The organism is Paenibacillus agaridevorans, from assembly GCF_018604145.1.
Lineage (GTDB): Bacteria > Bacillota > Bacilli > Paenibacillales > Paenibacillaceae > Pristimantibacillus > Pristimantibacillus agaridevorans.
Genome location: NZ_CP075889.1, coordinates 8444614 through 8470872 on the forward strand (window position 1 = coordinate 8444614; position 26259 = coordinate 8470872).

Here is a 26259-nt window from a genome sequence, read left to right on the forward strand (position 1 = left end):
CGCTGCGTTTTTTTGTTGGCGATAAGAAAGGTTAAAAATCTAACAGCCTCACCGGCGACGCTATTTGTCCGATAGGCAGCGAGTAACAAGCAGTAAAACGGTTCAATGTGTTTGTGCGGGGTGTAATTGTGTATACTTAGATCGTTTGGATGGAGGCGATACGGGATGGAAATCAGGGGATTTCAGGATTCGGATATAGAGGAGATCATAACCTTGTTCTATGACACGGTACATACTGTGAACAGCAGGGATTATACGCGGGAGCAGTTGGATGCATGGGCGCCGGCGGAGGACATGGAGCGTCGTGCGGCAACATGGCTGGAATCCATGGCTGCGAATTTTGCTTTGGTTGCCGTCATCGAAGGCGCCCTAACGGGATTCGCGGATATGACAGAGCATGGTCATCTGGAGAGGCTGTTCGTTCACAAGGATTATCAAGGCCGGGGCATTGCATCTGTTTTGGTAGGGATGCTGGAAGCGGAGGCTGGCAGGCTTGGGCTCCCGACGATCGATACAGATGCAAGCGTGACGGCAAGGCCGTTCTTCGAGCGCCGAGGTTATGTTGTAGTCAAGGAGCAAGCCCCCGTTCGTAACGGGATTGCGTTAAGAAATTATAAAATGATCAAATCGCTGAGCTAGAGAGTCGGTTCCCAAGCGGAAGATGGTATACTCATGGCATGCCCCGCAATCGAAACATGAGTTGCACATGATCGTATAAACCCATTATTGGGTATGAAGGAAGATAGATCGTAAGGCAATCGACCGAGGGGGCCAATAGGATGGCTGAAGATTGGAAAGCAGCGGAAGCATGCATCGCCCGCATTAAAGTCATAGGCGACGAAAGCAACCGTCAAGTGGATGTGATCGGCGAAGCAGACGGGCTGAATCTCATCGGCATCGGTACGGACGCGGCCGTTTTTCATTACGAGGGAACGCCTCGGTATGCGTATAAGGTGTATTCGGACCATGCCGTTTACAAAAAGAGCATCGAACGCGACGTCTACGAGCGGCTCGCTGGCATTCCGTATTTTCCGAGCTTGCACGGAGAGGGCGAGAACTATCTCGTCATCAGCTACGAGCCCGGACCGACGCTTCAGGACTGTCTGATCGAAGGCATTCCGGTGACGGAGCAGGCGATTCGGGACGTCGAGGAAGCAAGGCGTCTCGTACGGGAGCGCGGATTGAATCCGCGGGACATTCATCTTAAGAACGTCATTCTGCAGAACGGCCGCGGCAAAGTGCTTGATGTCTCCGAATACGTAGAAGGCGGCAACGACAAGCGCTGGGAGCATCTCGTATGGGCGTACGAGAAGTTCTACGGTGCCATCGAAGGCCGGCGCATACCGGAGTGGCTGCTGGAAGCCGTTAAAAAAAGCTATAACAAGCTGGATCAATCCAGCTTGAATCTGGAGGATATCGCTGCCAGGGTGAACCGCGCACTGGCTAGATTCAAATGAAACGGGAGGATGGAACGGTATGGCATTGGAGATCGAAAAAAAATTTTTGCTGGCGGTGGAACCCGCCGTCTTGATCAAGGAAGGCGTACTTTCCGCGCACAAGGAGCAGCTCATCGAGCAGACGTATCTCGCGATCGACGAGACGCAGGAGCTGCGCGTTAGACGAATCCAGGAGCTCGGGAACGGAGAGGTGACTTACACGCACACCTTCAAGAACGGCAACGGGCTTGTGCGCGAGGAAGTCGAGTACGAGATTACGGCGGGAATCTACGAGCAGATGGTGAATGCATTCGGTTTCTTGCCGCTGACGAAGAAGCGCATCACGGCCGTATGGAACGGCAGGGTTGTCGAGATCGATATTTACGATCAGTTGGAGTTATCCGTCGTGGAGGTCGAATTCAGTTCCGTGGACGAAGCTAACGCGTTTCAGGCGCCGGACTGGTTCGGCGAGGACATCAGCTCGCAGAAGCAATACAGCAACAAGACGGTCTGGAAGCAGCTGCAAGGGGAGAAGTGGCAACGGTAGAATTCGGAATGGGGGAGAGACATGTCGATCCATCGTAACGGTCATTATTTGCGCAAAATGGTGCTGGAACGAGACAACGTCCCAACTTTCGGCCGTTATCCGTTCAGCTTGGACGCGATAAGGGAATTCGACGAGTTGTCGTTCCATCCCAAGGTGACGTATCTCGTCGGCGAGAACGGAGCGGGCAAGTCGACGTTGATCGAGGCGATCGCGGTGGCGCTGGGCTTCAATCCGGAGGGCGGCACGATCAACTTTAACTTCGAGACCGCGCGCACGCATTCGGAACTCCATGATTACATGCGCCCGGTTCGCGGAGCTCAGCGTCCCAAGGACGGATTCTTTTTCCGGGCGGAGAGCTACTTCAACGTGGCGACTTATCTCGATGAGCTGGATCGCGAGCCGGGATTCGGCGGGCCCTTGATCGCTTCCTACGGAGGCTCATCTCTGCATGAGCAATCGCATGGGGAGTCGTTTTTTGCGACGTTCCTGCATCGGTTCGGCGGTAACGGCCTGTACATTATGGACGAGCCGGAGGCGGCGTTGTCGCCCTCCAGGCAGCTGGCGATGCTGGCTCGCATGCACGAACTGGTGCGGGACAACTCCCAGTTCATCATCGCGACCCACTCCCCCATTCTGATGGCGTACCCCGACGCATGGATCTACCGGCTGACGGAGAGCGGCATCGAACGAACGGCTTGGGAGGACACGGACCATTACGTCATTACGTCGCAATTTCTAAACAACCGCGATCGGATGCTGCGCGAACTGCTGGAGGATGGGTAGGAGAAGCAAACCAACCTCCACGTCGCGAGTTCGCCCTGAAAGCGGCTAACTAGCTACCCCTCCGTTAGCGCCTTCAGTTGACTGAACAGCATTGCCGTCGCGGCGGGGTCCTTTTCGTTGTAGACGACATAGCGGTCCGGCAGCTTGATGAGGATGTACGGCGCGTTCCCCTTGAATACGTAAAGCTTCGCCGCCCCAAGCTCCGTCAATTTGAAGTCGCCCCGCGCATATTCCGACGTGGCGATGCCGTTTTGCCGGAAGCCGCTCGGCATGTCGTCTTCCAGCGTCAGCTCCAGCACGTCCTCCAGCGCGAACTCCAGCGGATACATCGAATCCTCGATGATCACGTTTTGTTCGTCCTGGATGATAAGCTTCGGCGGGCTCGTATCCGCGCGGACGACCATCATCGCGATCGGGATGATAATAGCCGCGACGAAGGCCAGCGTGCCGTAGTAGAACATTCGTCCCGCGCGCGTGGCCATGTTGACCGTCGAACCGATGCCGACCCGCTTGGGGACGAAAACGGACTTGTCCTTGGGATTGTAATAGGACAGGCCGTGGCGCCACAGGGCATCGCCGTCTGCCGGGTAAGTGCTGCCATCCGTATCCCCGTAACGGTACTCCAGCTCCTTAATACGCTGATGCACGACATAGATGCCGATCAGCGGTACGAGCGACACCATAAAGATGCCGCCGAACCACAAGCCGGGATCTCCCGAATACCCTTTGGAGAGCACGTTATAAGCGACAAAAGCGTTCACCGCCTCGAACAAAGCCAATGCCAGCCAAAGGATCGACCATAACCTGGCCGCCGCTGCGTTAATCGCCATATTCGGCAAAGCGTTTCGGCTATGCGCCCGAGGTTTGCCGCGGCTGAATGCCAGGTACAGCAGGAACATAACGGCTGTCATAACAAGCGACGCGAAGCCGGACAGCCTAAGCACGCCGACGCCGCCCTCCAGCGAGATCACGATCAGCGGGACGGACATCAATGCGGGCAAGACGAACCAATAGGGAGAAAGCGGAAGTTTGCCCTTCATAAGCGCTATGTCGATGTCGACTCGTACTTTTTTGCGAGTGCCGGGCGCGAACCAGTCGTTGTCGCGTTTCAGCTTGGCCGCCTTGTAGTGAATCCGTTTGAATGGTACGGTAGACGTGTACATAACGCCGGCCAGCCATAAGAATACATAGATGAAGCCTAATGAGAATGTATCGCCGAACCATAGAATAGGAAGCGCCGCGACCGCGGCCATAACGGCGAACAACGCGTAACTTTGGCGATATTCCCTCTTAAGAGAGAGAAGTCGCTCGTCCTCAAGCACCTCGATTGGGAGTTTAACGCCGAACCATAGCCCGTCTTTGGGCTTGGAATGCCCGAGATAGATAGCGACAACCGTGGCAAGAACGATCAGAACAGGCGCAAGCAATAGGTATGTTTCCATAAGTAGCCCCCTTCAGGCATGCTTGTCAGTTGCTCCGACCCACTATAATATAGACGAATTTTTTTGTCAAAAAAGAAAGGACGTACAACATGATCAGATTCGGCATTATCGGTACGAACTGGATTACGGACAGATTCCTGGCGGGAGCGGCGCTGCATCAGCAATTTAAGCTGTCAGCCGTCTACTCCCGGACGGAGGAGCGCGCCAGGGAGTTCGCCGACAAATACGTTATTCCTCACACATTCACAGATATGGACGCCATGTTCGCGAGCGGCGAGATCGATGCCGTGTACATTGCGAGCCCGAACAGCCTGCACGCCGAATACGCCATCGCGGCCATGAACCGAGGCATCCACGTTCTTTGCGAGAAACCGATCGCATCCAATAGCCGCGAGCTTGAGGGGATGATCGACGCCGCGAAGCGGAACGGCGTGCTGCTGATGGAGGCGCTGAAGTCGACGTTGATGCCCGGGTTCGGAGCCGTTCGCGAAGGGATAGGGCGGATCGGGAAGGTACGGCGTTATTTTGCGAGCTTCTGCCAGTACTCCTCCCGTTATGACGCTTACCGCGCGGGCACGGTGATGAATGCGTTCCGTCCGGAGTTCTCCAATGGATCTCTTATGGATATCGGTATCTATTGCCTGTATCCGGTCGTCGCGCTGTTCGGCAGGCCGAATTCCGTAAAGGCTTCCGGTTATATGCTAGAGTCGGGCGTTGACGGGGAAGGCAGCATTCTGATGCAATACGACGAGATGGACGCGGTAGTCCTCTATTCCAAAATAACGAGCTCCTCGCTCCCGAACGAAATTCACGGAGAAGACGGCAATCTTGTCATCGACAAGATCAGCGAGCCGGAGGTGGTGCAGCTCCAGTTCCGCGACGGCTCCGTAGAGGATCTAACCAGGCCGACCGTGGAGTTTAACATGTTCTACGAGGTGGAAGAGTTCATCCGGTTGATTCAAGAGGGCAAGACGGAGTCGGAGGTCAACTCGCATGAGCTCTCCCTGATCGTCATGGAGATTATGGACGAGGCGAGGAAGCAGATCGGTCTGGTCTATCCGGCCGATGCCCAATGATCATGCGTTACTTCACGGCCGAGCTATACGAGAAAATGCAGGTGCGGGGCAGTCTCGTCTCCCATGAAACGCTGGAGGATCACGAGGAGGACCTCCGATGGTATGCGGAGCAGAATTGGGATTACGACGCGATCGCGCGCGATAACTATCTCATGCTTGAGCCGTACTTCAACCGATATATGCCGAAAGTCGTGCGGAAAGCCGTTGATAGAGGCGAAGGAGACTTGCTTCGCTCCAGCTGGCCGTCTCCGGCCTTTCGCTCACTCTTGGAAGGATGGGCACAGTCCCTGGAGAAGGAATGGAGAGCGGCGTGCGAGACCTACCGGGAGCATTACCGTACGATAGAGAGCCGTCTTCCTCCCGAGAAAGAAAGCCTGGTTCGGCTGCATGACGCCAAAGTGCTTCAGGTCACGGTAACGGACGGCGGCTCGGGCATCGATCTGCTGCTGGATACAGGAGGCTCCATGCTGAGCGCGAGCGAGGCGTTGCTTCGGTTCAACGGAGTCACGCGTTACGACCTCCCGGATGACCTCGTCGGCAATTGGTGGCTGTACGAGGAGCTTGAGCTTCCGGCAGGGGGCATTGCGAGGGATGGAGCGGGAGAGACGGGCTTTCAAATCCGCGCGCTGCTGAGCTCCCCGAGGGGTTACCTGGCGATGAACGAGCTGTCGATTACGGCGGAGTCGGTTGTCGTCGTTTTTACGACATAAGAAAGTGACGGGGTCGATACTTTCGATCATGCTTGAATATTAGGGTGAACAAGGCTTGTCCCGCTGCAACCTTGCTTCGCGAAGCAGCGTCAAGGAGTTAAACCCTTGTGAGGAGTGGTCGAATGCGAAAGCTGGTCGCAACGGCATTGATCATGTTGGTAGCTTTGTTGGGCGGTTGTTCGGGGGACGGAGGCGCGACAGGAGACAAGCCGGGGAGCGGCAGCCCACACGACGAAGAGTGGGAGTATGGCACCGGTTACGTTTTGGAGAAAGCGGACGGCAGGCTGCTCATCGTGTCGAAGGAGTTCGAAGCGGGAGCGACAAGCGAAGACGTATTGAAGCTGGGATCGATAAAAGCGATTTGGCTGAAGGTCGATGCCGGCCCGTACGAGGAGGCGGCACTCGGAGACCATGTCCGGATTACCGTAGTCGGCGCGGTCGCGGAATCGTACCCCGAGCAAGGAACGGGCAGCATAGAGAAGATAGAGTAACGGAGATCCACAAAGAGTGCTAACGTATCTGTTACTCCGAGCGCCATCGGCGCTATTAACGCCCACAGCAGCTCGTTCGCCTACATTTTGGCTCCGTAGTCGTTTTTAACGCCCACAACAGCTCGTTCGCCTACATTTTGGCTCCATAGTCGTTTTTAACGCCTACAGCAGCTTGTTCGCCTACATTTTGGCTCCATAGTCGTTTTTAACGCCTACAGCAGCTTGTTCGCCTACATTTTGGCTCCATAGTCGTTTTTAACGCCCACAGCAGCTTGTTCGCCTACATTTTGGCTCCATAGTCGTTTTTAACGCCCACAGCAGCTCGTTCGCCTACATTTTGACTCCATAGTCGTTATTAACGCCTACAGCAGCATATTCGCCTGCTTTTTGGAGCCATAAGCGTTACTAACGCCTATGGACACTAATTTGAGTTACTTTCCGGTCCATCGGCGTTATTAACGCCTACAGTAGCTCGTCTGCCTACATTTTGGCTCCATCGGCGTTATTAACGCCTACAGCAGCTCGTTCGCCTACATTTTGACTCCATAGTCGTTATTAACGCCCACAGCAGCTCGTTCGCCTACATTTTGGCTCCATCGGCGTTGTTAACGCCTACAGCAACTCGTTCGCCTACATTTTGGCTCCATAGTCGGTTTTAACGCCTACAGCAGCTTGTTCGCCTACTTTTTGGCTCCATAGTCGTTTATTAACGCCTACAGCAGCTTATTCGCACACATTTTGAAGCCATCGGCGTTATTAACGCCGATGGCTTCTCATCAAACTGGCCGCTTCCAACAGCAACCCCTATCCTACGACAAACGATACAACGCAAACGGCTCGCCCGACCGAAACGGGGCGCTGATCTCGTCCAGCCGCGCCAAGATCGCATCGTCCGGCTGCAGCTCGAGGCTCGCCAGGTTGCTCCGCAGCTGCTCGACCCGCGTAGCGCCGACGATGACCGTCGAGACGGCGGGGCGGCGCATCAGCCAGGCCAGCGACAACGCGGCTGGCGTCGTGCCAAGCTCCTCCGCGAGCGCCGCTACCTGCCGCGCCAGCGTCACCGTTGCTTCGCCGAGGAAACGGCGGAAGCCGGGATCGGTGTCGGCGCGCGATCCGGCCGGCGCCTCCTGCGGCGTGCCGTATTTGCCGGTCAGGATGCCCCCGGCTAGCGGAAAGTACGGGATGATGCCAAGTCCCTGGTCCTGGCACATCGGGATGAGCTCGCGCTCAGGCGTCCGATCGGCCAGCGAATAGCTGGTCTGCATGGAGATGTAGCGGGCAAGTCCCAGACGGTCGCTGATGCCGACCGCCTTCATCAGCTCCCACGCGTGGTAGTTGGAAGCTCCGATATAACGCACCTTGCCGGAACGCACCATGTCGTCGAGCGTCCGCAGCGTCTCCTCCAGCGGCGTCTCGGGATCGAACGTATGAATTTGGTACAAATCCACATAGTCCGTTCCCAGCCTGCGAAGGCTGCCCTCCAGTTCGCCCATTAGGTGTCTGCGGGAAGATCCGCGTTCATATACGCCCGATCCGCGCGGCAACCCCGCCTTGGTCGTCAGAACCGCTTCATGCCTGCGACCCTTGAGCGCTTCCCCGATGATACGTTCCGACTCCGTCCCTGCGTAAATATTGGCCGTATCGATAAAAGAAATGCCGGCGTCCAGCGCCGCGTGTATAATATCGATGGACGTCCGCTCGTCGGCCCTCTTGCCGAAGGCGTTGGTACCCAGTCCAAGCGCGGATACCTTCAGTCCGCTTTCTCCCAACCTGCGATATGCCATAGTTTTCAGCTCCTTTTTTTGCGGTTATGCCGCAACGTTGCTTTCTAAATAGTATAGCGAACGAGGCACTGCGGGGACAAGCCGCAGGGCAACAAGCCGCAGAGCAACATTGAACGTCAGCCTCGCGAGAGGTATAATCTCCGTGAAGAGACTCTAGGCACACCCTAGAACATCCAAGGAGGACATCCCATGCGTTTCGTCAGCAACAAGGGGATCACGGATCCCGCGATCAATCTCGCGCTGGAGGAGTATATTCTCCGTTCCTTGCCGAGCGAGCACGACTATTTGTTGTTTTACATAAACGAACCATCCATCATCATCGGCAAAAATCAGAATACCGTGGAGGAGATCAACGCCGAATACGTGGAGGCCAGCAAGCTGCACGTCGTGCGCAGGCTGTCGGGCGGCGGAGCCGTCTATCACGATCTCGGCAACCTGAATTTCAGCTTTATCATGCAGGATGACGGGGGTTCGTTCCATAACTTCAGGAAGTTCACGGAGCCCGTCGTGAAGGCGCTTCGCAAGCTGGGCGTAGAAGCGGAGCTGACGGGGCGCAACGACTTGCAGGTGGGCGAGCGCAAAATTTCCGGCAACGCGCAGTTCCACACGAGGGGCAAAATGTTCAGCCACGGCACGCTTCTCTTCGACTCGGAGATCGAGAACGTCGTATCCGCGCTCAAGGTCAACGCGGAGAAATACGTGTCCAAGGCAACGAAATCCATTCGCAGCCGGGTTGCCAACATCTCGGAATTCCTTCCGGAACCCATGACGGTGGAGCAATTCCGCGAGACGCTGCTGCAGTCCATCTTCGAGGATCGGGGCGGAGAACCTGCCGCGTATGAATTGACGGAAGCCGATTGGGAGAAGGTGCATAAGCTGGCGGATGAGCGGTATCGGAGCTGGGAATGGAACTACGGACGTTCCCCTGCGTTTAACGTCCAGCAGCGCAAGCGGATCGAAGGCGTAGGCACATTCGACGTCCGTCTCCAGGTCGAAGACGGCAGCATTTCGGAAGCCGCGATCTACGGCGATTATTTCGGTAGAGGCGACAGCGCGGAGGTTGCGGCCAAGCTTGCGGGAACGAAGTATGACGCTGCGGCGCTTCGACAATTGACCGAGACGCTGGATCTTCCTTATTATTTCGGCCCCATTACGGAGGAACAGTGGTTAAGCCTTTTGATGTAAACCTTTGTGAGAACAAGCATTTCACTTATTAAATCTTGAAAGGAGCTGCGTCCGATGGCTGCCATTCGTCCTCCTTGCTAATCCAGGGCGTGTGCTCGTGCCCCGCCTCCAGCATGATGACAACCCGTCGCCATGTTTAATAGAGAGGGGATTTAGAGCACAACCATGTCCAACGTTACCAAACTTTATATGATCCGTTTTTTCCAAAGCCTGATTCCGGCCTACGTGATCGAGCGTCTGTTCTGGGAAATGCGCGGCATGACGATTCCCATGGTCGTCATGACGGAAATTCTGTTCGCTCTGACGATTGTCGTGCTGGAAATTCCAACGGGCATAATTGCGGACAAATGGGGCAGGAAGCGCATGCTGCTCGTAGCTGCCGTCATCGGCTGCCTGGAGTTTTTGCTGCTCTTGTTTTCTACGGAGTTCTGGCATTTCGCCCTTGTTGTCCTCCTGACGGCGGTTGCCGCGTCCGCAAGCAGCGGAGCGGATAACGCGATGCTGTACGATTCGTTGAAGGAGGAAGGCAGGCAATCGTCCTTCGAGCGAATTGTCGGGCGAATGAACGCGCTGGACATCGTATCCATTACGATTGCCGCATTATCCGGCAGTCTGTTGGCAGGGAAATTGGGCTTCTCCTTCAATTATTGGCTGTCCTTCGCCAGTATGCTGATCGCGCTGGGCTTTACGCTGACGCTTCGCGAGCCGTCCAGAGGCGATGGCGAAGGAGAAGCCGCATCGTTTCCGATTGCCGTCTACGTAAAGGAATCGCTTGCGTTTTTCCGGCGGCATCCCGGCATCTACCCCGTCATTCTGACCGGCATCATGACGGGCGCGGCGATCAATTTTGTCGACGAGTTCTGGCAGCTTTATTTGGAGAGGCATGGCATTCCCGTAACGGCCTTTGGCGTGTTCTCGGCGGCCTTGTTCTTCGCGCGGCTGCCAGGCAATCTGATCGCCTATAAGCTGAAGGAAGTCATGAAGCTGGGAACGCTGCTTATTCTTATTACTGCTGTGCTTGGGGCAGGTTTTGCATACCTGGCGCTAGCGCGGGATTGGACCGGCTTGATCGCCTTGTTTGCCGTTTGTGTCGCGGCGGGCGTCATTGAGCCGCTGGCTGCGGGGTATCTGCATCACCGAATCGATTCCGGCATGCGCGCGACGATCGATTCGTTCCAGTCGCTCGGCCTGAACGCCGCGCTGGTCGCAACGGGGATCGGATTCGGCTACTTTGCTTCGGGAATGGATCTGTTCGGCGGCTTTGGCTTTATCGGCTTCGTCTGCGCCGCGTTCCTCCTTTATCTGCTGGCCATCGCGCGGCGAATCCGCTAGAGCATACCGGAATTCGCGGGCGCAGGACTATTATTGCGGGCCAACGTCGCTCGGTCCCATGGAAGTGACGTTATCCCCTTCCGCCACCATGGCGCGAATGTGTCGGAAGATCACCTTGGCCGCGGCATACACCGGCACGACGAACAAGATGCCGACCAGGCCGGTCACGCTGCCCGCCGCCAAAATAAGCGCGATGACGGTAACGGGATGAATGTCCAGCGTGCGTCCCATCACTTGCGGCGAGATGAGATTGTTCTCGATCTGCTGAACCAGGACTGTAATCAATACGACGTACAGCGCTTTGACGGGATCCTGGAACAAGGCGACGAGCACGGCAGGGGCGGCTCCGATGAACGGACCGAAGAACGGAATGAGATTCGCCAGCATGCCAATGACGGCAAGCACAAGCGCGTATTCCAGTCCGATGATGGCATAACCTGCAAGCAGCAAGATGCCGACGATGAGACAAACGACCGCTTTGCCCCGAATGAAAGAAGCGATGGTCTCATCCAACTCCTGCAGCATAGCGGCAACGCGCGCGCGTCTGTTTGTCGGAGCGAGCTCCAGCAGCCTCGCCGAAAATTGATCGCCATCCTTTAAGGCGTAGAACAGGATGAAGGGCACGAGACTCAACATGACGAGCGCGTTGCTCATCCAGCCGAAGGCCCGGACCATACTGTTCGCGATGGAAGACGCGTACCGGTTCCATTCGGCGCCGAGATCCTGCGAGACATTCGGCAGCGCATCGCGGATTTCCGGCGACAGCGTTTCCTGGCTTTCTTTTAACGACTCCATGCCGTTCGATACGAACTTTACCATCTCGGGAACCTGCTCCACGAAGGTGAGGAACTGGGATTGCAGGAACGGTCCCGCCGTCAGCACGATAATGGTCAGCAGCAAGCCCGATGCCAGATAGACGAGAAGTACCGCGAAACCTCGCGGTACTTTTCGCCTTTCCAGCATACCTACGATGGGGCGGAGCATGTAATACATGATGACCGAAGCGGCGAACGGGAAAAACAAGGCGTTAAAGATAGAGCCGATCGGCGCGAACAGCCCCCGGTTCAGATGGATCAGATAGAGCAGGAGCATCACCAATATCGCGCCGGCGAGTCTTCTAAACCATATATGTTGTCGCTGCGTCATAACGCGCGCACCCCCTGCGAATGTCTTTTTACCATTGTTAAACGAACGGCACTCATTCCAAACATCCCATGATGAAAAAAAAGGAACTTTTCGTAAGCGAGAGGGAACATATAGGCAGAGGTGATCCTAGGTGAGCGATCTGAGCGAACATTATTTGCGTTATCTTGCGCCGGGCTATGATCGAACTGAAGTGTTGGAAGAGTTGATGGGGACTTACGGAGAAGAGGTCTGGCGCTTCGCATATTTCATGACCCGCCGGCGGGATGCAGCCGACGACATTGCTCAAGAAACCTTTATCGCGGCCTATGACGGGATGTACGCTTACAGAAGCGAGTCCAGCGTAAAAAGCTGGTTGTTCGGCATCGCGCGCAACAAGTCGCTGCATTACCTTCGAAGCGCCTTTTTCCGAAAAGTCAGGGCGATGGACAATCATTCGTTGAGCCGAAGCCTCTCCAGTGCAACCTCTTCGGCGGAACAGGTTGTCATGGATCGAATGGAGGCAGGTGCTGTCTGGGCAAAGGTGTTAAAGCTGAAGCGCAAGCACCGCGAAGTATTGGTTATGGCGTATCACTACGAGATGTCCATGGCTGAGATTGCCGCTGTACTGGGCGTAGCGGAAGGTACGGTCAAATCGAGGCTGTCCCGAGCCAAGCAAAGCATGTCCAAGCTGCTGGATGTTTCTCGAAACGAGGGGGAAATAGGATGAAGGCGAACGAATCGAATTGGCAGAACGCGCTAAAAGAAAACCCGTTCCCGGGCGGGCAATTCGACGAAACGATCAAGCGAGCCGTACGTTCGCGAATCGGGAAGCGAGGGGGCGAGGGAACGAAATTCAAGTCAGTCGCGTTCGTTTGCGCAGCGGCGATCCTGATAGTATTTGGTTTGTTTTACGCCCCGAACCTGATAGGCCGGACTGTTGATCCCGATCGATTGGAATCTAGAAACGCTTATTACAAGGGAGATGAGCTGCTTCTCCAGGTTTTTCCCGACCCGGAATTAAAGGCAGGCCGCGAGTATGGGTATCTCTTTCATTTCGCCAAGCTGGTGCAAAAAGAAATCGTAGGCAAGGAGCTTGCCATCGAAGCCATCCATTTGGGTTCCAATGAACGGGTAACGGCGCTTGCTCCGTTTATTGTGGGCGAGCCGGGTTCAGCAGAGTTGAACATGGAGCGTTACGTCGTACGTTGCGCACTTCCGATAGGCGGTCTTTGGCTGTACGAAGTGAAGCTGGACGGCAGCAACTACGCGAGCGTCGTGCTTGAAGTCGGCGAACCGGATTGGACGCCAAGTCCGACGTTTACGTCAGGGAGCTACGAGATGAGGGGGATCGAGGGGAAGATCGGCTTTATCGATCCAGGATTTGTCGCAAGGAAAGCTAACAAATATATGTGGCATGCATGGGGCGCTCCATCGGAGCTGGAAGGCAGCTTCGAAGTGAAGGCGGTTAAACAGGGAACGCAGCAAATGATTTCCGTCATTGAGGGGCTAAGGTTTGGCGGGGCTATTAATGATGCCGATGCCAGTATACCGAGCAGCATGGCGCTGCCCGAACCGGGAGTGTGGCGTCTCCTTCCATTCGTTGGAGGCCGATTAATGGAGAGCATCGTCGTCGAAGTAATGCCTCAGGAGGCGCAATCGGTGACGACGGAGCAATTAAAGAAAGTAACGCCCGAGATGACGTTTGCAGAATTATTAGAGATCATCGGAGAGAGTACGGATATCGGTTCCGGCAGAACGATTAGAGTATATAGACATACAGGAGGGACGGAGATCGTGCTCAATTACGTAAATGCAAGCGAGACCGTTTATCCTGACATATACGACACGATCCAGAATATCATCCGGAATGAATAGCACTTTCGTACGTGCAAACAAGTTCACGATGGCCAAACAAGGTGCCCAAGCAGTCATTCAGCGATGACTGCTTGGGCAACCTGTTTTTTGACCACATAGCTATAAAACTCACCCCATGCATACGAAGCCGTTTCACCTTGAATCGCACATTTCCTTCCTTTGGCGTGAAACATCTGCCGCGGCATCTCGTAATAAGGTATAATCAAATTCGCAATAGCTACAATCGAAGGAGGCCACTATCGTGGAACAAGGTCTGAATGTGGTATTAATGGAGAAAATGGCAACAGGCGAGCTTCGCAAGATTGAGGAGAGAGTCTGGTCGAAGAATATGATTACCGCGCTGGAGCATGTCAATTATATCGTCGTCGGCGATCGCGAATACGAGACGATCGAAGGGCGTTTGAACGTGGACCTGGGCAGCCTGGAGCTGCTGCTTGTCCCTATGCAGTCCTAAGCTGTACGGAAGCGACAGAAGCAATAGCAGCACTTGCAGGAGGAGGAGAGAGAATTGACTCACGAAGAGAAGCAACAATCTGGCAGCCCGGCTTCGCCGCGGTTATTTACATCCGAAGGCAAGCCGGTCAAAGTATTGTCCACATCGCTCGGCATTGCGCTGCTCGCAAGCTCCGTGTTCGGAGTTACGGGCGTATCCGCTACGGGAGCAACGACGACAAGCGGCGAGCAGCCTAAACTTGTATCCTGGTCGTCCGATGAGGTTAAGGCCTACTTCGACGCGAGCGTAGACTGGAGTTTGCCTATGCCGTCGCTGGAGGACGAAGAAGAAGAGCCCGTCGATTCGAGCGGCGGCGGAGGAAACTCCCCCGCCGTCATCCATCATTACGGTTCCGGCTTCGGCTGGGACGATTTGCTCTTATATCATTTGCTCTTTAATAACGGCGGCAGCTACTCGTCGTCCGGCTACTATAAAAATCGTCCGGCTTATTATTCGACGAACAAGTCCCGGTATACGCCGAAGAGCTATACCAGCGACACGTTCCAGAACAAACAAGTCGCTGGCACGTCGGTCAAGCCTAAAACCTCCAGCACGAGCGGCACGATTACAAGACGTTCGACATCTTCTTCGCCTGGCGGCATCGGAGGCAAGTCCAGCAGTCTGAGCTCCTCGGGCTCCAAGAGCACGTCGAGCGGCAAGAGCAGCGGGTTCGGCGGATGACGAAGCCGGCGTTCGAGATTTTGACAGAGCCTCATCCCGATCGAGCTGCACGAGTCGATGCGCTAAAAGAGCTTGGCTTCGGCTGGGCGGATATCGAGGATGAACAATATTGGATCGACCAGATCGTCGCGCTCGACCGGAACGTGTACGAGGAGCTCCGCCAAGCTTCCGTCATGTTATGGCGCGTATTTGATAAGGCGGTTCGTCATATACATGGCAATCATGGCATCTACGAGTTGATCGGCATCCCCCCCATCCTATGGGAGATGGTCGACGGCACGCCGCTGCCCGAGCCCGGATTTATTAGCCGGTATGCAAGGTTCGACTTCGCCATCGATCAAGACGGCACCATCAAGCTGCTGGAGCTGAATGCCGACACCCCGACCGGATACGTGGAGGCCTCCATCGCGACGCCTTGGCTGTGCGGGGAAGCCGGAGTGGATACTGTCAACGCCGGGATGATGGAGCTTGTCGCTGCCGCATGGGGCGAGGAACGTCCGGATACGGCGGCATGTGTCGCTTATGGAGAGCATGCGGAGGACTCCGGCACGATCGAAGCGTTAGTCCGGCATAGCGGGCTGGACGTGGCGTGCAGAGACTGCCTGGAGCTGTACGTGGATGAAGGCGAACTAAAGGATGCCGGAGGACGCGTCATTGAACGGATGTTCGCCCTGTATCCCAAGGAATGGATAGCGGTGGACGAGGGCGGAGATGCTTTGGCTTATTCCATCGAGAGCGGGAAGCTGAAGCTGTTCAACCTGCCGCCGGCTATACTGCTCCAGACGAAAGGTCTTATGGCGGTCGTCTGGGGATTGTACGAGCTTGAGCAATTGTTTGATGAAGAAGAAAGGAACGCGATCGGGCGTTATCTCCTGCCTACTTACAACAAACCCGTCTTCGACGGAAGTTACGTCTCCAAGTCCATGTTTGGACGGGAGGGCGGCTCCGTGCGCCTTTTCGACGAGTCCGGGGGATTGGAGCTGGAGGATCAGGACGGCTACGATACAAGCGTGCTGTTTCCCACGGTATACCAGAAGCGGGCGAAGCTGGCGACCGTGCATACATCGCGCGGCGAACTGCACCTGCTCATCGGCATGTTCGTCATTAACGGCCAGCCCTGCGGCTTGCTGGGGCGGGGAGGCGGTCCCATCACGGGGAATACCAGCCATTTTATCCCGATAGGAGTGAGATAGATGACAGAGCTACACATGGCAAAGAAAAGGCGGAAACCCAAATTCGGCATACTCGTGGCGGCTCCGGTGTTGGCGCTGGCGCTGGTTCTCGCGGGTTGTTCCACGAACACCCAGTCCGTCTTCCATACCGACTCGTCGGCGAATTCATCTACGGTCAGCGACGTGGCGCAAGTGCCATGGGATTACAAGATCGTGGAAGGGACGGTCGGCGATCTGATTGGCAGCGACATGACCATCTTGCCGGACAATACGCTTATGCCCAATGACAATAATTATGCAACGGGCGATAAAATTTGGGGCCTGCAGTTCATGGACGCCGAGATCATAACGGATGCCCAGAAGCGCAACGAGATTCGGTTGTCCGCATGGCGGACAATCAAGACGTTTAAGGATGAGAACTCGGCGAAAGCCGATATGGATAATTTGAAACTGCTGCTGACTACAGAGGTTGATCTGGTCGGCGTCTACAAGACGGAATACAACGGGGAAGTGCGTAACTTTGCCGTCGTGGAGCTGCCTACGGGCAATCGGATGAAGCAGCCGATCGACGATAAGCGTTACGATGCGCTCGCCAAGGCGAAGACGGTTAACGTTTATTTGGAGGAAGTACATGATTTCGCGGATTATGATCTGGCGTATGCAAAATTTCGGGGGTGGGCCAATTGACGGTCGTCTTTAATATTGTCGTTAGCGTTATCGTAATTATCGGTTTGCAGTTAATCGGAATGGTCGTATTTAATTGGATTACGCCGTTCAAAGACATGGAGGAGCTGCGCAAAGGAAATGTCGCCGTCGGCCTCGCGCTTGGCGGCAAATTCATCTCGACGGCGATCGTGCTTGGGGTTGCGGCTTATACGAACTCATCGATCTGGTTCATGATATTGTGGTTCGCGATCGGGTATGTGTGTCTGCTTGCGGCGTATCTCATCTTCGATCTGTTTACGCCCGGCTTCAAAGTATCGGATCAGTTGGTCAAGGGCAACGTAGCCGTGGGCATTATGTTGTTCTGCGTTTATCTGGGCTTCGCGTTTGCCATCAGCAGTTTGATTATTTAGAGCTTTCTATAACAAAACAACAACGCCTCGGCAGCAGCCGAGGCGTTGTTGTTATTCTATAGCCGAACGAACGCCGTAATCGGCAGGATCCAGCTCCGGCCGGCGTCCGAGCGCCAACAGGGCAAGCTGGCAGCCCAGATAAGGGCCGGCTGTCAATCCCGACGAGCCTAGTCCGTTAGCGGTTAGCAAGCCTTCCCAGCCGGGGACGGCCCCAAAGACGGGGAGAAACCCCGGTGTAAACGGGCGGAAGCCGATCCTCGTCTCAACAAGCTCGGCATCGGCAAGACCGGGAGCGGCAACCAGCGCTTTGTTCAGAATCTCCTGCAAGCCTCCGGCAGTCACCCTTGTATCATCGCCATCCGGATCGTTTTCATGGGTGGCGCCAACTACGATTTTGCCGCCGTCGAACGCGAGCATATATTGGTCGGAGGGAGGCATAACTACCGGCCAGCCTCCTGTGTCGGGTCGATCTTGGAGGCGGAGATGGGCGATCTGCGCCTTCTGCCTGCTAACTCGCATCGTAATGCCCAGCGGCTGCAGCAATGGTCCGGCCCAAGCGCCGGCGCATACAATCACCGCGTCGGCAGCGACAAAACGATCCTGCTCGGGATGAGATCCGCTTCCGTGGTTCCATCTTGCGGTCTCGGGTGGATCGATGACTCCCTCGCCGCTTGCAGACCCCAAGCTATCTTGTGCTGCGTCACCGCCGTTATGGACCGGCTTTGCATCTGCAATAGTCGCGCCAATAACCCGGTTGCCTTCGAAGGCAAGCGCGGCGTTGCCCTCCCGGTAATGCGCGCCAAGCTTGACCGCTGCGCGAATCAGCGCATCTCTGAGAGCTCGGCCATCGACGCGCGCCGCACCGCTGATTCGTACAGAGCGGCTGCCTTCCGCAAGCGGAGGGAACTGCGACAGCGTCATCTCCTCATCGCACAGATCAATCTCGCCGATCTCGGGAGCGTCCTCCTTGCGCTTGCGGGCGAGCGACTCCAGCGCGGAGAGCTTCTCCGCGTCTTGGCGCAAATGAAGGGCCCCTACGCGGGAATAACCCGTCTCGGTTTCGCCAAGCTCTTCGAGCTCGCGGATTAGGCCCGGGTAGAATCGGGCACCATTTCTGACCAGGCGGTACCAGACGGCATTTCGCCGCTGGGATACCCAAGGACAGATGATGCCTGCAGCTGCATCCGTCGCTTGTCCCTTGTCCTTCCTGTCTATGATAAGCGTCTCCGCTCCCAGCTTTGCCAGATGATAAGCCGTAGAAGCTCCCGCGATTCCCGATCCGATAACGATACATTTCATAAGTCCCGCAATCCCTTCCGACATTCTTTCTCTATTATAGCCCATTTGTCATATAGCGCCAGAAGCGGTCATCGCATCATCAGCTGCGAATCTGCAAACAAAAAGCTCTCCATCCTGGTTGGAAAGAGAGCTTGGAAAATAAGGGGGAATCAAGCATTCTACGGCGTCTGCTTGCCTTCTAGCACCTCAACGTCGGCAGCGAGCACCGATTCGCCTTCGTAGATCATAAAACGTCCGTCGAGCCATTCGACGCGAAGCAGCTTGCGGTCGTCGGACTGGTAACGCCAGACGGATTGCTCGCCGCCTTGCATAAAGGGAGTCTTGCCGACCGTTGTGACATACTCGGCGTAATGCTCCTCCATATGATACGTGCGTCCGTCCAAATCCAGCGTCATGGGCACTTCGGTGATACTGTCAAGCCTGCCGTCGATGGGAGAAAAAAACGAATAGGCGTTAGTCTCGCGTTCCTCCACGAGCAAGTAGCTCAGCTCCGCGCCATCCTGCAGCGTCAGCATCGTCGTGCGGCGCCGGCTGCTCAGGACGCGGCCGATCACATGGTAAGTGACGAGGGATACCTCGCATATGTCGCCGGGGCCGGTCGCTAGAATGCTGCGAGCCGCGACCGGCGGTTCCGGACGCTTCATGATGCCTTTCAGTCGTTTGAATATGCTCATATCGTCAACCGTCGATTCTTAGTTTTTTTCGTATTGCTTGAGCAGTGCCGCGAGCTCGTCTTCGACCGCTTTGTTTTTGCCAAGGTTGGCGAACTCGTCGTCGAGCGACTTGCCTTTGGATGCAGCCAGATCGTTCGTTGCCTCCGCCATAGCTTCCGCCTGGAGCATCTTCTCCTCCATGCGCTTCATGCCTGCCGCAGCTGTACCGGAGCCGAAGCCCGACATTGTTTTGTTGATCTGCGTCTGCGTCTTGGCCGCTTGGTAACGGGCAACAAGCGTCTCGCGTTTGTTCTTCATGTCTTCCAGTTGCTTGCGCATCTCATCCAGCTTGGCGCGAAGATTGTTGGCAAGCAGTTGGTTGTCCGCAAAAGCTTCCTTGTATTCCACCATCTTTTTCTCGACGGATTGTTTGTCTTCCAGCACGCGGCGAGCGAGGTCGACATTGCCTTCCTGAACGGCGATTTGAGCCTGCTCGGAACGTTTGACGAACAGCGCCTCCTGCTCCTCGTACAGCTTTTTGAACTTTTTCTCGAGAGCGATCTGGGAAGCAACGGCTTTCTCGGCGTCTTGCAGATCCTCCGTCATATCGCGAATGTATTGGTCGGTCAGCTTGATCGGATCCTCGGCTTTCTCGATCAGGGAGTATACGTTGGAGAGAGTCAGGTCGCGCAATCTTTTGAACAAGGACATGTGATAACCTCCATTAGTTTTTTGTTTTTTTTTGAAATATAAGAAAGTATAAGTTTTTTCACTATACCGTGCTTATATTTCCCGGAATGAAACGAGCCGCTCAACCAAAGGGCGTTGCAGCCGTTTCGCCTTGGATGTCTAGTTATACGCAATACCATTATAATACGTTTCAACGGATTGAAGGGAGAGTAGAAATATGTTTTTTTGCGTTCTGGGGGAAATGCGCGGCTGCCGCTATCAGCGATAAAGAAACCCGCTGGCGTTTAAACAGGGGCATTAGAGGGTAAGTAGGGTGCATGGTTCAAGTTCAGCTGCAATTCCCGAGCTCTAAGATGAGCGAAACTTCAGGTCATCGTCGGCGATATCTCCGTCCCGGATGTTCGTAACCGCTCGACGGAATGTCGAATGAGGGAACGAAGATCAGGAGATAGTAGACAGAGTAAGGAGGGAGGAATAGGCATGACGTTAACGCATGAGCAGCGGATCCAACTGCATGGCTTCAATAATTTGACCAAATCGCTCAGCTTCAATATGTACGACATCTGTTACACCAAGACGCGCGAGGAACGGGAATCGTACATTGCTTATATTGACGAGCAATACAACTCGGACCGCCTGACGTCGATCCTTCGCCAAGTGGCCGACATCATCGGAGCGCATGTGCTTAATGTGGCCAAGCAGGATTACGTGCCCCAGGGGGCAAGCGTGACCATTCTCGTCTCGGAAGGACCTATCGTTGAAGTGCCGGAGGAATCGTTCGAGGAGTCGCCGGGGCCGCTGCCGTCTATGGTCGTCATGGCGCTGGACAAGAGCCACATTACCGTACATACGTACCCCGAATACCATCCCGACGAAGGCATCAGCACGTTCCGCGCGGATATCGACGTATCTACCTGCGGAGAGATTTCGCCTCTCAAGGCGCTTAACTATCTCATTCACTCCTTCGACACGGACATTATGATGATCGACTACAAGGTACGGGGCTTTACTCGCGATATTTTTGGCAAAAAGCTGTTTATCGACCACGAGATCAATTCCATCCAGAACTATATTCCGGAGGAAGAAGGCCGTCAGTTCGATATGATCGACGTCAATATTTATCAGGAGAATCTGTTCCATACCAAATGCAGGCTCAAGCAGTTCGACTTGAACAATTATTTGTTCGGCTATACGAAGGACTCTCTGTCCCAAGAGGAACAGGATGAAATTACGGAACGACTCAAGACGGAGATGGACGAGATTTTTTATCATATTGGAAGATGACCAAGAAATACCCAATAAAATGAAATGAGGTGCGAAGATGACTTCTTCTACGACCAAAAAACAGGTGCTTCCTCCGCAGAACCAATCGCGACAGCCGGGCATTGAATCGCAAATGAATCCATTGCCGGCGTTCGATTCGCTGAATTACAAGGCAGCCGGCAAGCTGGAGGGCAAAGTGGCTCTTATTACGGGTGGGGACAGCGGCATTGGCAGAGCGGTATCCGTTGCCTATGCAAAGGAGGGCGCTTCGGTTTGCATCGTCTATAAGGACGAGCACGGTGATGCCGAGCAGACGAAGGAAATCGTAACGGGTCTCGGAGCGCGTTGCCTGCTGATCGCTGGCGATATTGGAGACGAAGCGTTCGCGAAGGATGTTTTGAAGCAAACGATTGACGAATTCGGCAAGCTGGACATTCTGGTCAATAATGCGGCCGAGCAGCATGTAAGGAAGAAGCTGCAGGACATTACGGCCGAGCAGCTTCATGCCACATTCCGCACGAACGTGTTCAGCATGTTCTACCTGACGATCGCGGCGCTGCCGCATCTGAAATCGGGGAGCGCGGTCATTAATACGGCATCGATTACCGCATACAAAGGCAATCCGACGCTGATCGATTACTCCTCCACAAAAGGAGCGATCGTCTCATTTACTCGCGCGCTCGCGTCCAATCTTGCGGCGGAAGGCATCCGCGTAAACGGCGTTGCGCCGGGACCGATCTGGACGCCGCTCATTCCGGCGTCGTTCGACCCGCAGAGCGTATCGGAGTTCGGCTCCGACACGCCGATGGGACGTCCCGGGCAGCCGTTCGAGCTCGCCGCCGCATACGTGTATCTGGCATGCGACGACTCCAGCTACATGACGGGGCAAATGCTGCACATTAACGGCGGCGAAATCGTAAACGGCTAGGTAGCCGCCAGCTCCGCAGGCAAGGTCGAGGGCGCTGTTCGTGCAGTTACCGGCGTGACCTACGAAGTCGCTTGAAACGGCAAGCACTCCACATGTGTGGAGTGCTGTTCACTGTTCGTTTAGTTCGTATATATCGGATATCAACATTTAGGTTTAACATAGCCTATGCAAAAGCAGGTCATTGTTGTATCGGCTGTTTTGAAAACTGCTTAGATTTAATAAGGGCTACCTCATCCATCACCTGTCAGCAGGCGGGAGTGGAGGAGGTAACCCTTTTTGCGTATATGGGAGTATATCATTTCGCCTTACGTCGTAGCCGTTTCACCTTGGATAAATGGCTGGCATCTGCCTTCGTCGCGGAATGATCCGTATCTTGCGGCGTCTTGGCCTACGGCTCCCGAACGAGCAGCTCCTCAAGCAGCTCGGCAATGGATGCCGGGGCCTGCTTCTCTACCAAATACGCGTGCGGTCCGGAGGGATCATCCATCCAACCGTTGGCGCCGCTTTCCGGATCAACGATGATACGTCCGCGCACGATATCCCAATATGGAGCTGCTCCACGGGCGGCATACAGCACGCCGGTTAGATCCCAGCTCGGTCGCGTCGGTTCCTCCCCGAGGTGGGCGGCGTAGCTGCGGCGCACGGGATGCTCATCTGGCACTTCTGCGAGCAGCCGTGCTCCGGTAGGAATGGCGGCGCCTATTTCGTAGCCGGTAAAGGTGATAGACGTGGGCCAGTTGGCGCAAACGTAAGCGGCGGACCCCGGATGCATCTCGAAGTTCCATTCCTTTCCCGCAGGGAAGTGGCCGCCCATCACGATGAGATGCTTAACCTTGAGCGCGGCGAGCTCCGCGCCGGTAAGCCGCGAGACGGCGTCAGCTTCTGGGTCTGCGTCTGCAAGCAACAGATGCATCAGATTAATGAGCGGACCGATCGCGACGATGACGACGCTCCCGTCCTCCGCTTCTGCAAGCAATTGGCGGTAGAGGGATGTGGCGTCTGGTACAGACCGTCCTTCGGGATAACGGTTGTGGCATGACGTTGCAATAAGTCGATTGTATTTCTCATATGGCTCTCCCACTAGGAAACCGGGAGCTTCTAATGTGCCAACCGGGATGTCGCCTCGGCCATAGTACACATTGATCGCGTCCAGACAGCCGGCTCCCCACGGGCTTGATGTGTTATGCATCATTCCTACCGTGCGAAGTTGCCCCTCAGACTGCAGAGCGTGCAAGACAGCTACGGCGCCGGCATCGTCGCAGTCCGGTCCTATATCCGTGTCCAGGATGATGGGAACAGGACCCTCGGCAAGCATATAGAATGCTGGCTTCGCTTCTGTCGTCATCGGTTGTCACTTCCTTCTGGCATGGCCGGGACGGCGGGAAGCCGCAGCAGAGCTTGCTGTCTTAGAAAGGTATCAAGCTCGCTCTTGGACGGCATGGCCGATTGGGCTCCGACTTGCCGGATCGCGAGCGCGCCGACGGCGTTGCCTATGCCGACAGCCTCCTCGGGCGTGCTTCCTGTGGCTAACGCATAGGCGAAGCCGGCATTGAAGCAATCGCCCGCGCCTGTTGTATCAACGGGCTCCGATGGATACGCAGCGATATGCTGCAAATCGACATCGCGGATGAGATATGCGCCGTCGGCACCGGCCTTCGCCACGATCGTATTCACGCCTTTGCGAAGCAGGATGTTCGCGGCTTCCTTCAGCTGCAGCACGTATTGCTGATGGCGGCCTGCATAATATTTGATTTCCGTCTCGTTCGGCGTCATGTAATCGATATATTTGAAGATGGCGTCAGGCAATTGGGAAGCTGGAGCGGGGTCCAGAATTACCGTCTTGCCAGCTCCTTTCAGCCGTTTGATTGCGTAAGCGACTGTACCGATCGGCACTTCCAGCTGGAACAAGAAAATGTCCGCTTCGAGCAACTGCTCCCAACATTCGTCGATGTCAGAGGGTGTTAGCAGCCCGTTAGCTCCAGGTGAAATAATGATCTGGTTTTCTCCCAGGGGGTCGACCAGAATCATCGCCGTACCTGTCGCGGCATCTTGTTCGACCCGAATGCCGGCCGTATCTACGCCGTTCATGCGCAGGTGGCGGATGTAGTCGCTGCCGTGAATGTCGCCGCCGACCTTGCCCACCATGCTAACGTTTGCCCCGAGACGCCCTAACGCGATAGCTTGATTGCCTCCCTTGCCGCCAAAGAAGGTGGAATAACCGACGGATGTCAGGGTTTCACCTGGGAGCGGGAAGCGCTCTACGGCGGCTACTAAGTCGATGTTTAAACTTCCTATAACGCATATGGATTTCATGTATCTCTCTCCTATCCTGCTCTGCTAAATAGTCTATTCTTTGACCGATCCCATTACGATTCCATGAATGAAGAAGCGCTGAAGGAAGGGGTAGACGACGAGAATCGGCAGCGATGCCAATATAATTTGGGCCGAGATCGAATTCCGATTCGTCAGCGATGCCATGACCGTCTGCTGGTCCGCATTAATCAGATTACGGGATGCGAGAACAACATGCAGATAGGTCTGCAAGGGGTAGTTCGCAGTGTCGTTCATGAAGATCAATCCGTCAAACCAGGAATTCCAATGCCCGACCACGCTGAACAGCGTAACGGTTGCGATGACTGGCATAGACAACGGGATGAAGATACTCGTCATGATACGATATTGAGACGCCCCGTCCACCAGCGCGGCTTCCTCTAGTTCTTTGGGCAGCTGCCGCATGAAATTGACCATCAAGATGACGTTGAATACCGGTACAGCTCCCGGAAGCACGAGCGCCCAGATCGTATTGATCAGATTCAGCTCGTTGATGATCATGTACATCGGAATGAGACCGCCGCTGAACAGCATCGTGAAAACAAGGAACCAGATGTAGATATTGCGTCCGCGGAAGTAGGAGCTTTCCTTTGACAGCGGATAAGCGAGCATAATCGTCAGGAGGAAGTTCAGCAGGCCGCCGACCAATACGCGCAGCGAGGACATACCAAAGGCGTCCCAGAACTTGCCCATCTGGAGAATCGTTTTATAAGAGTCCATGGTAAATTCGATGGGAAGCAGGCCGACCGAGAACTTGGAAGCCGGTCCCTCTCCGCTAAGCGATACCATGGCGATATGCCAAATAGGGAGGAGGCACAGCAACGAGATGAGGGCGAGACCAACGTAATTGAAAATATCGAAGGGCTGGAGTTTGTTCAGCCGTCCGTTCATGAGAATACCCCCGATCCATAATTAGAAAATACGGTAGTTTGCATAGCGGCTGGCAAGTCTGTAGGAGATGACGATCAGGACAAAGCCGATCACTGATTTGATGAGTCCGATCGCCGTTGCTAAGCCGTACTGCGCTTGAATCAAGCCCATCCTGTAAATATAGGTGTCGATGATATCTGTAGAGCTGATAACCATCGGATTGTATAAGTTGAAAATTTGGTCAAAGCCAGCGTTCAATACATTGCCAAGACTAAGTGTGGACATGAGCACGATGACAGGCAGAATGCCTGGAATCGTAATATACAGCGTCCGCTTCCAGCGGGTTGCCCCGTCGATCGCGGCTGCTTCGTACAAGGCCGGATTAATTCCGGTCAACGCGGCTAGGTAAACGATTGTAGAGAAGCCGAATTCTTTCCAGACATCCGACACAACAATCATGATACGAAACCAAAATTCATCCCCGAAGAAGAAGATCGGAGGGATGCCTACAGACTGCAAAGCCTGATTGAACGCGCCGCCGTTGATAGATAGAACGTCTACCAGGATGCCTCCCAGAATGACCCACGAGAGAAAATGGGGGAGGTACACGAGACTTTGTACCGTTCGTTTGAACCACATGATTCTGGCTTCGTTAAGGAAGAGCGCGAACACGACAGGCACGACGAGCCCCGCTACGATTTTCATAAGTGAGATTTCGATTGTATTGCGGATCGTTCCCATCGTATCTGGCAGCTCGAAGAGGAAACGGACATGCTCAAAGCCAACCCATTCCGAAAAAATGAAGCCCTTCGAAGGATTAAAGTTCTGAAAGGCGATGACGATGCCGAACATGGGGAGGTACGAGAACAGCAGCAATACGAGAACGCCGGGGGCGACCAGCAAGTGGAAAAATGTAAGATCCTTTTTGTTTATTTTCATGGCTGTCCCTCCGCGATTACTTAAAGATAATAGGGCGGGGGAATAAGCTTTGGTCCGCTTTCTCCCGCCCTATTTGGC

At 54.9% G+C, this 26259-nt stretch carries 28 protein-coding genes; 18 read left to right on the top strand and 10 right to left on the bottom strand.

Features of this window, described 5'->3' with window-relative positions; translation table 11 throughout:
• The first annotated feature begins 165 nt into the window (after positions 1-165).
• From KJW29_RS33690 to KJW29_RS33705, 4 genes are all read left to right on the top strand, one after another.
• Entirely contained in the window at positions 166-639 is a 474-nt protein-coding gene (locus KJW29_RS33690) for a GNAT family N-acetyltransferase (RefSeq protein ID WP_214627906.1), read from the top strand.
• A gap of 140 nt (positions 640-779) precedes the next feature.
• Positions 780-1457 carry a serine/threonine protein kinase gene (locus tag KJW29_RS33695; RefSeq protein ID WP_214627907.1) on the top strand — a complete coding sequence of 226 codons (678 nt, stop codon included), beginning with the start codon at positions 780-782 and terminating at the stop codon, positions 1455-1457.
• Positions 1458-1476: 19 nt separating this feature from the next.
• Positions 1477-1983 carry a CYTH domain-containing protein gene (locus KJW29_RS33700; RefSeq protein WP_214627908.1) on the top strand — a complete coding sequence of 169 codons (507 nt, stop codon included), beginning with the start codon at positions 1477-1479 and terminating at the stop codon, positions 1981-1983.
• A gap of 57 nt (positions 1984-2040) precedes the next feature.
• A complete protein-coding gene (locus KJW29_RS33705) occupies positions 2041-2766 on the top strand; it encodes an AAA family ATPase (RefSeq protein ID WP_373863980.1) in 726 nt (241 codons plus the stop codon).
• Positions 2767-2819: 53 nt separating this feature from the next.
• On the opposite strand, the gene KJW29_RS33710 is transcribed toward KJW29_RS33705, so the two are convergent.
• Complete coding sequence (locus KJW29_RS33710; protein WP_214627909.1) at positions 2820-4208, bottom strand: DUF5808 domain-containing protein; 1389 nt, start codon at positions 4206-4208, stop codon at positions 2820-2822.
• A gap of 89 nt (positions 4209-4297) precedes the next feature.
• On the opposite strand from KJW29_RS33710, the gene KJW29_RS33715 reads away from it, so the two are divergent.
• The 3 genes from KJW29_RS33715 to KJW29_RS33725 all read left to right on the top strand — a co-directional run bounded on the left by KJW29_RS33715 (position 4298) and on the right by KJW29_RS33725 (position 6485).
• On the top strand, positions 4298-5284 hold the full coding sequence (locus tag KJW29_RS33715; RefSeq protein ID WP_214627910.1) for a Gfo/Idh/MocA family protein: 987 nt from the start codon (positions 4298-4300) through the stop codon (positions 5282-5284).
• Entirely contained in the window at positions 5281-5994 is a 714-nt protein-coding gene (locus tag KJW29_RS33720) for a DUF4085 family protein (protein ID WP_214627911.1), read from the top strand. The genes KJW29_RS33715 and KJW29_RS33720 overlap by 4 nt, the downstream gene beginning before the upstream one ends.
• 122 nt (positions 5995-6116) lie before the next feature.
• A complete protein-coding gene (locus KJW29_RS33725) occupies positions 6117-6485 on the top strand; it encodes a DUF3221 domain-containing protein (RefSeq protein WP_214627912.1) in 369 nt (122 codons plus the stop codon).
• Positions 6486-7294: 809 nt separating this feature from the next.
• Here KJW29_RS33725 and KJW29_RS33730 read toward each other — a convergent pair.
• On the bottom strand, positions 7295-8269 hold the full coding sequence (locus KJW29_RS33730; RefSeq protein ID WP_214627913.1) for an aldo/keto reductase: 975 nt from the start codon (positions 8267-8269) through the stop codon (positions 7295-7297).
• Between the two features lie 189 nt (positions 8270-8458).
• On the opposite strand from KJW29_RS33730, the gene lplA reads away from it, so the two are divergent.
• Entirely contained in the window at positions 8459-9454 is a 996-nt protein-coding gene (lplA, locus tag KJW29_RS33735; protein ID WP_087572312.1) for a lipoate--protein ligase, read from the top strand.
• 165 nt (positions 9455-9619) lie between these two features.
• Positions 9620-10786, top strand: coding sequence for an MFS transporter (locus KJW29_RS33740; protein ID WP_214627914.1), 1167 nt, complete (start codon positions 9620-9622; stop codon positions 10784-10786).
• A 30-nt stretch (positions 10787-10816) separates the two neighbouring features.
• On the opposite strand, the gene KJW29_RS33745 is transcribed toward KJW29_RS33740, so the two are convergent.
• Positions 10817-11932, bottom strand: a complete 1116-nt coding sequence (locus tag KJW29_RS33745) for an AI-2E family transporter (protein ID WP_214627915.1) — start codon at positions 11930-11932, stop codon at positions 10817-10819.
• A gap of 130 nt (positions 11933-12062) precedes the next feature.
• On the opposite strand from KJW29_RS33745, the gene KJW29_RS33750 reads away from it, so the two are divergent.
• The 7 genes from KJW29_RS33750 to KJW29_RS33780 all read left to right on the top strand — a co-directional run bounded on the left by KJW29_RS33750 (position 12063) and on the right by KJW29_RS33780 (position 17208).
• Positions 12063-12638, top strand: coding sequence for an RNA polymerase sigma factor (locus tag KJW29_RS33750; protein ID WP_214627916.1), 576 nt, complete (start codon positions 12063-12065; stop codon positions 12636-12638).
• Positions 12635-13786, top strand: coding sequence for a DUF4871 domain-containing protein (locus KJW29_RS33755; protein ID WP_214627917.1), 1152 nt, complete (start codon positions 12635-12637; stop codon positions 13784-13786). The genes KJW29_RS33750 and KJW29_RS33755 overlap by 4 nt, the downstream gene beginning before the upstream one ends.
• 241 nt (positions 13787-14027) lie before the next feature.
• Positions 14028-14240: a hypothetical protein gene (locus KJW29_RS33760; RefSeq protein WP_087572308.1), complete on the top strand. Its 213-nt coding sequence runs from the start codon at positions 14028-14030 to the stop codon at positions 14238-14240.
• Positions 14241-14294: 54 nt separating this feature from the next.
• Positions 14295-14960, top strand: coding sequence for a hypothetical protein (locus KJW29_RS33765; RefSeq protein ID WP_214627918.1), 666 nt, complete (start codon positions 14295-14297; stop codon positions 14958-14960).
• Entirely contained in the window at positions 14957-16153 is a 1197-nt protein-coding gene (locus KJW29_RS33770; RefSeq protein ID WP_214627919.1) for a glutathionylspermidine synthase family protein, read from the top strand. The genes KJW29_RS33765 and KJW29_RS33770 overlap by 4 nt, the downstream gene beginning before the upstream one ends.
• Positions 16154-16819: a hypothetical protein gene (locus KJW29_RS33775; protein WP_246608493.1), complete on the top strand. Its 666-nt coding sequence runs from the start codon at positions 16154-16156 to the stop codon at positions 16817-16819.
• Positions 16816-17208 (top strand): DUF350 domain-containing protein, encoded by a 393-nt coding sequence (locus KJW29_RS33780; protein ID WP_087572304.1) that lies wholly within the window; start codon positions 16816-16818, stop codon positions 17206-17208. Before KJW29_RS33775 ends, KJW29_RS33780 begins: the two co-directional genes overlap by 4 nt.
• A gap of 51 nt (positions 17209-17259) precedes the next feature.
• On the opposite strand, the gene KJW29_RS33785 is transcribed toward KJW29_RS33780, so the two are convergent.
• From KJW29_RS33785 to KJW29_RS33795, 3 genes are all read right to left on the bottom strand, one after another.
• Positions 17260-18552 carry an NAD(P)/FAD-dependent oxidoreductase gene (locus KJW29_RS33785; protein WP_214627920.1) on the bottom strand — a complete coding sequence of 431 codons (1293 nt, stop codon included), beginning with the start codon at positions 18550-18552 and terminating at the stop codon, positions 17260-17262.
• A 113-nt stretch (positions 18553-18665) separates the two neighbouring features.
• A complete protein-coding gene (locus KJW29_RS33790; protein WP_087572302.1) occupies positions 18666-19181 on the bottom strand; it encodes a DUF4178 domain-containing protein in 516 nt (171 codons plus the stop codon).
• Positions 19182-19199: 18 nt separating this feature from the next.
• On the bottom strand, positions 19200-19871 hold the full coding sequence (locus tag KJW29_RS33795) for a PspA/IM30 family protein (RefSeq protein WP_108995263.1): 672 nt from the start codon (positions 19869-19871) through the stop codon (positions 19200-19202).
• Between the two features lie 459 nt (positions 19872-20330).
• Here KJW29_RS33795 and speD point away from each other — a divergent pair, with 459 nt between their 5' ends.
• Together speD and KJW29_RS33805 are read left to right on the top strand one after the other, a co-directional pair.
• Positions 20331-21134, top strand: a complete 804-nt coding sequence (gene speD, locus KJW29_RS33800; RefSeq protein WP_214627921.1) for an adenosylmethionine decarboxylase — start codon at positions 20331-20333, stop codon at positions 21132-21134.
• Between the two features lie 37 nt (positions 21135-21171).
• Positions 21172-22041 (top strand): SDR family oxidoreductase, encoded by an 870-nt coding sequence (locus KJW29_RS33805; RefSeq protein ID WP_214627922.1) that lies wholly within the window; start codon positions 21172-21174, stop codon positions 22039-22041.
• Positions 22042-22429: 388 nt separating this feature from the next.
• Here KJW29_RS33805 and KJW29_RS33810 read toward each other — a convergent pair whose 3' ends face one another.
• The 4 genes from KJW29_RS33810 to KJW29_RS33825 are packed head-to-tail and all read right to left on the bottom strand — an operon-like array spanning position 22430 to position 26181.
• Positions 22430-23386 carry a nucleoside hydrolase gene (locus tag KJW29_RS33810; protein ID WP_214627923.1) on the bottom strand — a complete coding sequence of 319 codons (957 nt, stop codon included), beginning with the start codon at positions 23384-23386 and terminating at the stop codon, positions 22430-22432.
• Positions 23383-24354 carry a ribokinase gene (rbsK, locus tag KJW29_RS33815; protein ID WP_214627924.1) on the bottom strand — a complete coding sequence of 324 codons (972 nt, stop codon included), beginning with the start codon at positions 24352-24354 and terminating at the stop codon, positions 23383-23385. Before rbsK ends, KJW29_RS33810 begins: the two co-directional genes overlap by 4 nt.
• A 33-nt stretch (positions 24355-24387) precedes the next feature.
• Positions 24388-25263: a carbohydrate ABC transporter permease gene (locus KJW29_RS33820; RefSeq protein ID WP_087572296.1), complete on the bottom strand. Its 876-nt coding sequence runs from the start codon at positions 25261-25263 to the stop codon at positions 24388-24390.
• 21 nt (positions 25264-25284) lie between these two features.
• Positions 25285-26181 (bottom strand): ABC transporter permease, encoded by an 897-nt coding sequence (locus KJW29_RS33825; protein ID WP_087572295.1) that lies wholly within the window; start codon positions 26179-26181, stop codon positions 25285-25287.
• Positions 26182-26259: the final 78 nt, after the last annotated feature.

Bases quoted from the DNA above. Each gene is read 5' to 3' on its own strand.
- KJW29_RS33690 (WP_214627906.1), top strand. From the start codon at position 166: ATGGAAATCAGGGGATTTCAGGATTCGGATATAGAGGAGATCATAACC.
- KJW29_RS33695 (WP_214627907.1), top strand. From the start codon at position 780: ATGGCTGAAGATTGGAAAGCAGCGGAAGCATGCATCGCCCGCATTAAA.
- KJW29_RS33700 (WP_214627908.1), top strand. From the start codon at position 1,477: ATGGCATTGGAGATCGAAAAAAAATTTTTGCTGGCGGTGGAACCCGCC.
- KJW29_RS33705 (WP_373863980.1), top strand. From the start codon at position 2,041: ATGGTGCTGGAACGAGACAACGTCCCAACTTTCGGCCGTTATCCGTTC.
- KJW29_RS33710 (WP_214627909.1), bottom strand. From the start codon at position 4,208: ATGGAAACATACCTATTGCTTGCGCCTGTTCTGATCGTTCTTGCCACG.
- KJW29_RS33715 (WP_214627910.1), top strand. From the start codon at position 4,298: ATGATCAGATTCGGCATTATCGGTACGAACTGGATTACGGACAGATTC.
- KJW29_RS33720 (WP_214627911.1), top strand. From the start codon at position 5,281: ATGATCATGCGTTACTTCACGGCCGAGCTATACGAGAAAATGCAGGTG.
- KJW29_RS33725 (WP_214627912.1), top strand. From the start codon at position 6,117: ATGCGAAAGCTGGTCGCAACGGCATTGATCATGTTGGTAGCTTTGTTG.
- KJW29_RS33730 (WP_214627913.1), bottom strand. From the start codon at position 8,269: ATGGCATATCGCAGGTTGGGAGAAAGCGGACTGAAGGTATCCGCGCTT.
- lplA (WP_087572312.1), top strand. From the start codon at position 8,459: ATGCGTTTCGTCAGCAACAAGGGGATCACGGATCCCGCGATCAATCTC.
- KJW29_RS33740 (WP_214627914.1), top strand. From the start codon at position 9,620: ATGTCCAACGTTACCAAACTTTATATGATCCGTTTTTTCCAAAGCCTG.
- KJW29_RS33745 (WP_214627915.1), bottom strand. From the start codon at position 11,932: ATGACGCAGCGACAACATATATGGTTTAGAAGACTCGCCGGCGCGATA.
- KJW29_RS33755 (WP_214627917.1), top strand. From the start codon at position 12,635: ATGAAGGCGAACGAATCGAATTGGCAGAACGCGCTAAAAGAAAACCCG.
- KJW29_RS33770 (WP_214627919.1), top strand. From the start codon at position 14,957: ATGACGAAGCCGGCGTTCGAGATTTTGACAGAGCCTCATCCCGATCGA.
- KJW29_RS33775 (WP_246608493.1), top strand. From the start codon at position 16,154: ATGACAGAGCTACACATGGCAAAGAAAAGGCGGAAACCCAAATTCGGC.
- KJW29_RS33785 (WP_214627920.1), bottom strand. From the start codon at position 18,552: ATGGGCTATAATAGAGAAAGAATGTCGGAAGGGATTGCGGGACTTATG.
- KJW29_RS33790 (WP_087572302.1), bottom strand. From the start codon at position 19,181: ATGAGCATATTCAAACGACTGAAAGGCATCATGAAGCGTCCGGAACCG.
- KJW29_RS33795 (WP_108995263.1), bottom strand. From the start codon at position 19,871: ATGTCCTTGTTCAAAAGATTGCGCGACCTGACTCTCTCCAACGTATAC.
- speD (WP_214627921.1), top strand. From the start codon at position 20,331: ATGACGTTAACGCATGAGCAGCGGATCCAACTGCATGGCTTCAATAAT.
- KJW29_RS33805 (WP_214627922.1), top strand. From the start codon at position 21,172: ATGACTTCTTCTACGACCAAAAAACAGGTGCTTCCTCCGCAGAACCAA.
- KJW29_RS33810 (WP_214627923.1), bottom strand. From the start codon at position 23,386: ATGACGACAGAAGCGAAGCCAGCATTCTATATGCTTGCCGAGGGTCCT.
- rbsK (WP_214627924.1), bottom strand. From the start codon at position 24,354: ATGAAATCCATATGCGTTATAGGAAGTTTAAACATCGACTTAGTAGCC.
- KJW29_RS33820 (WP_087572296.1), bottom strand. From the start codon at position 25,263: ATGAACGGACGGCTGAACAAACTCCAGCCCTTCGATATTTTCAATTAC.
- KJW29_RS33825 (WP_087572295.1), bottom strand. From the start codon at position 26,181: ATGAAAATAAACAAAAAGGATCTTACATTTTTCCACTTGCTGGTCGCC.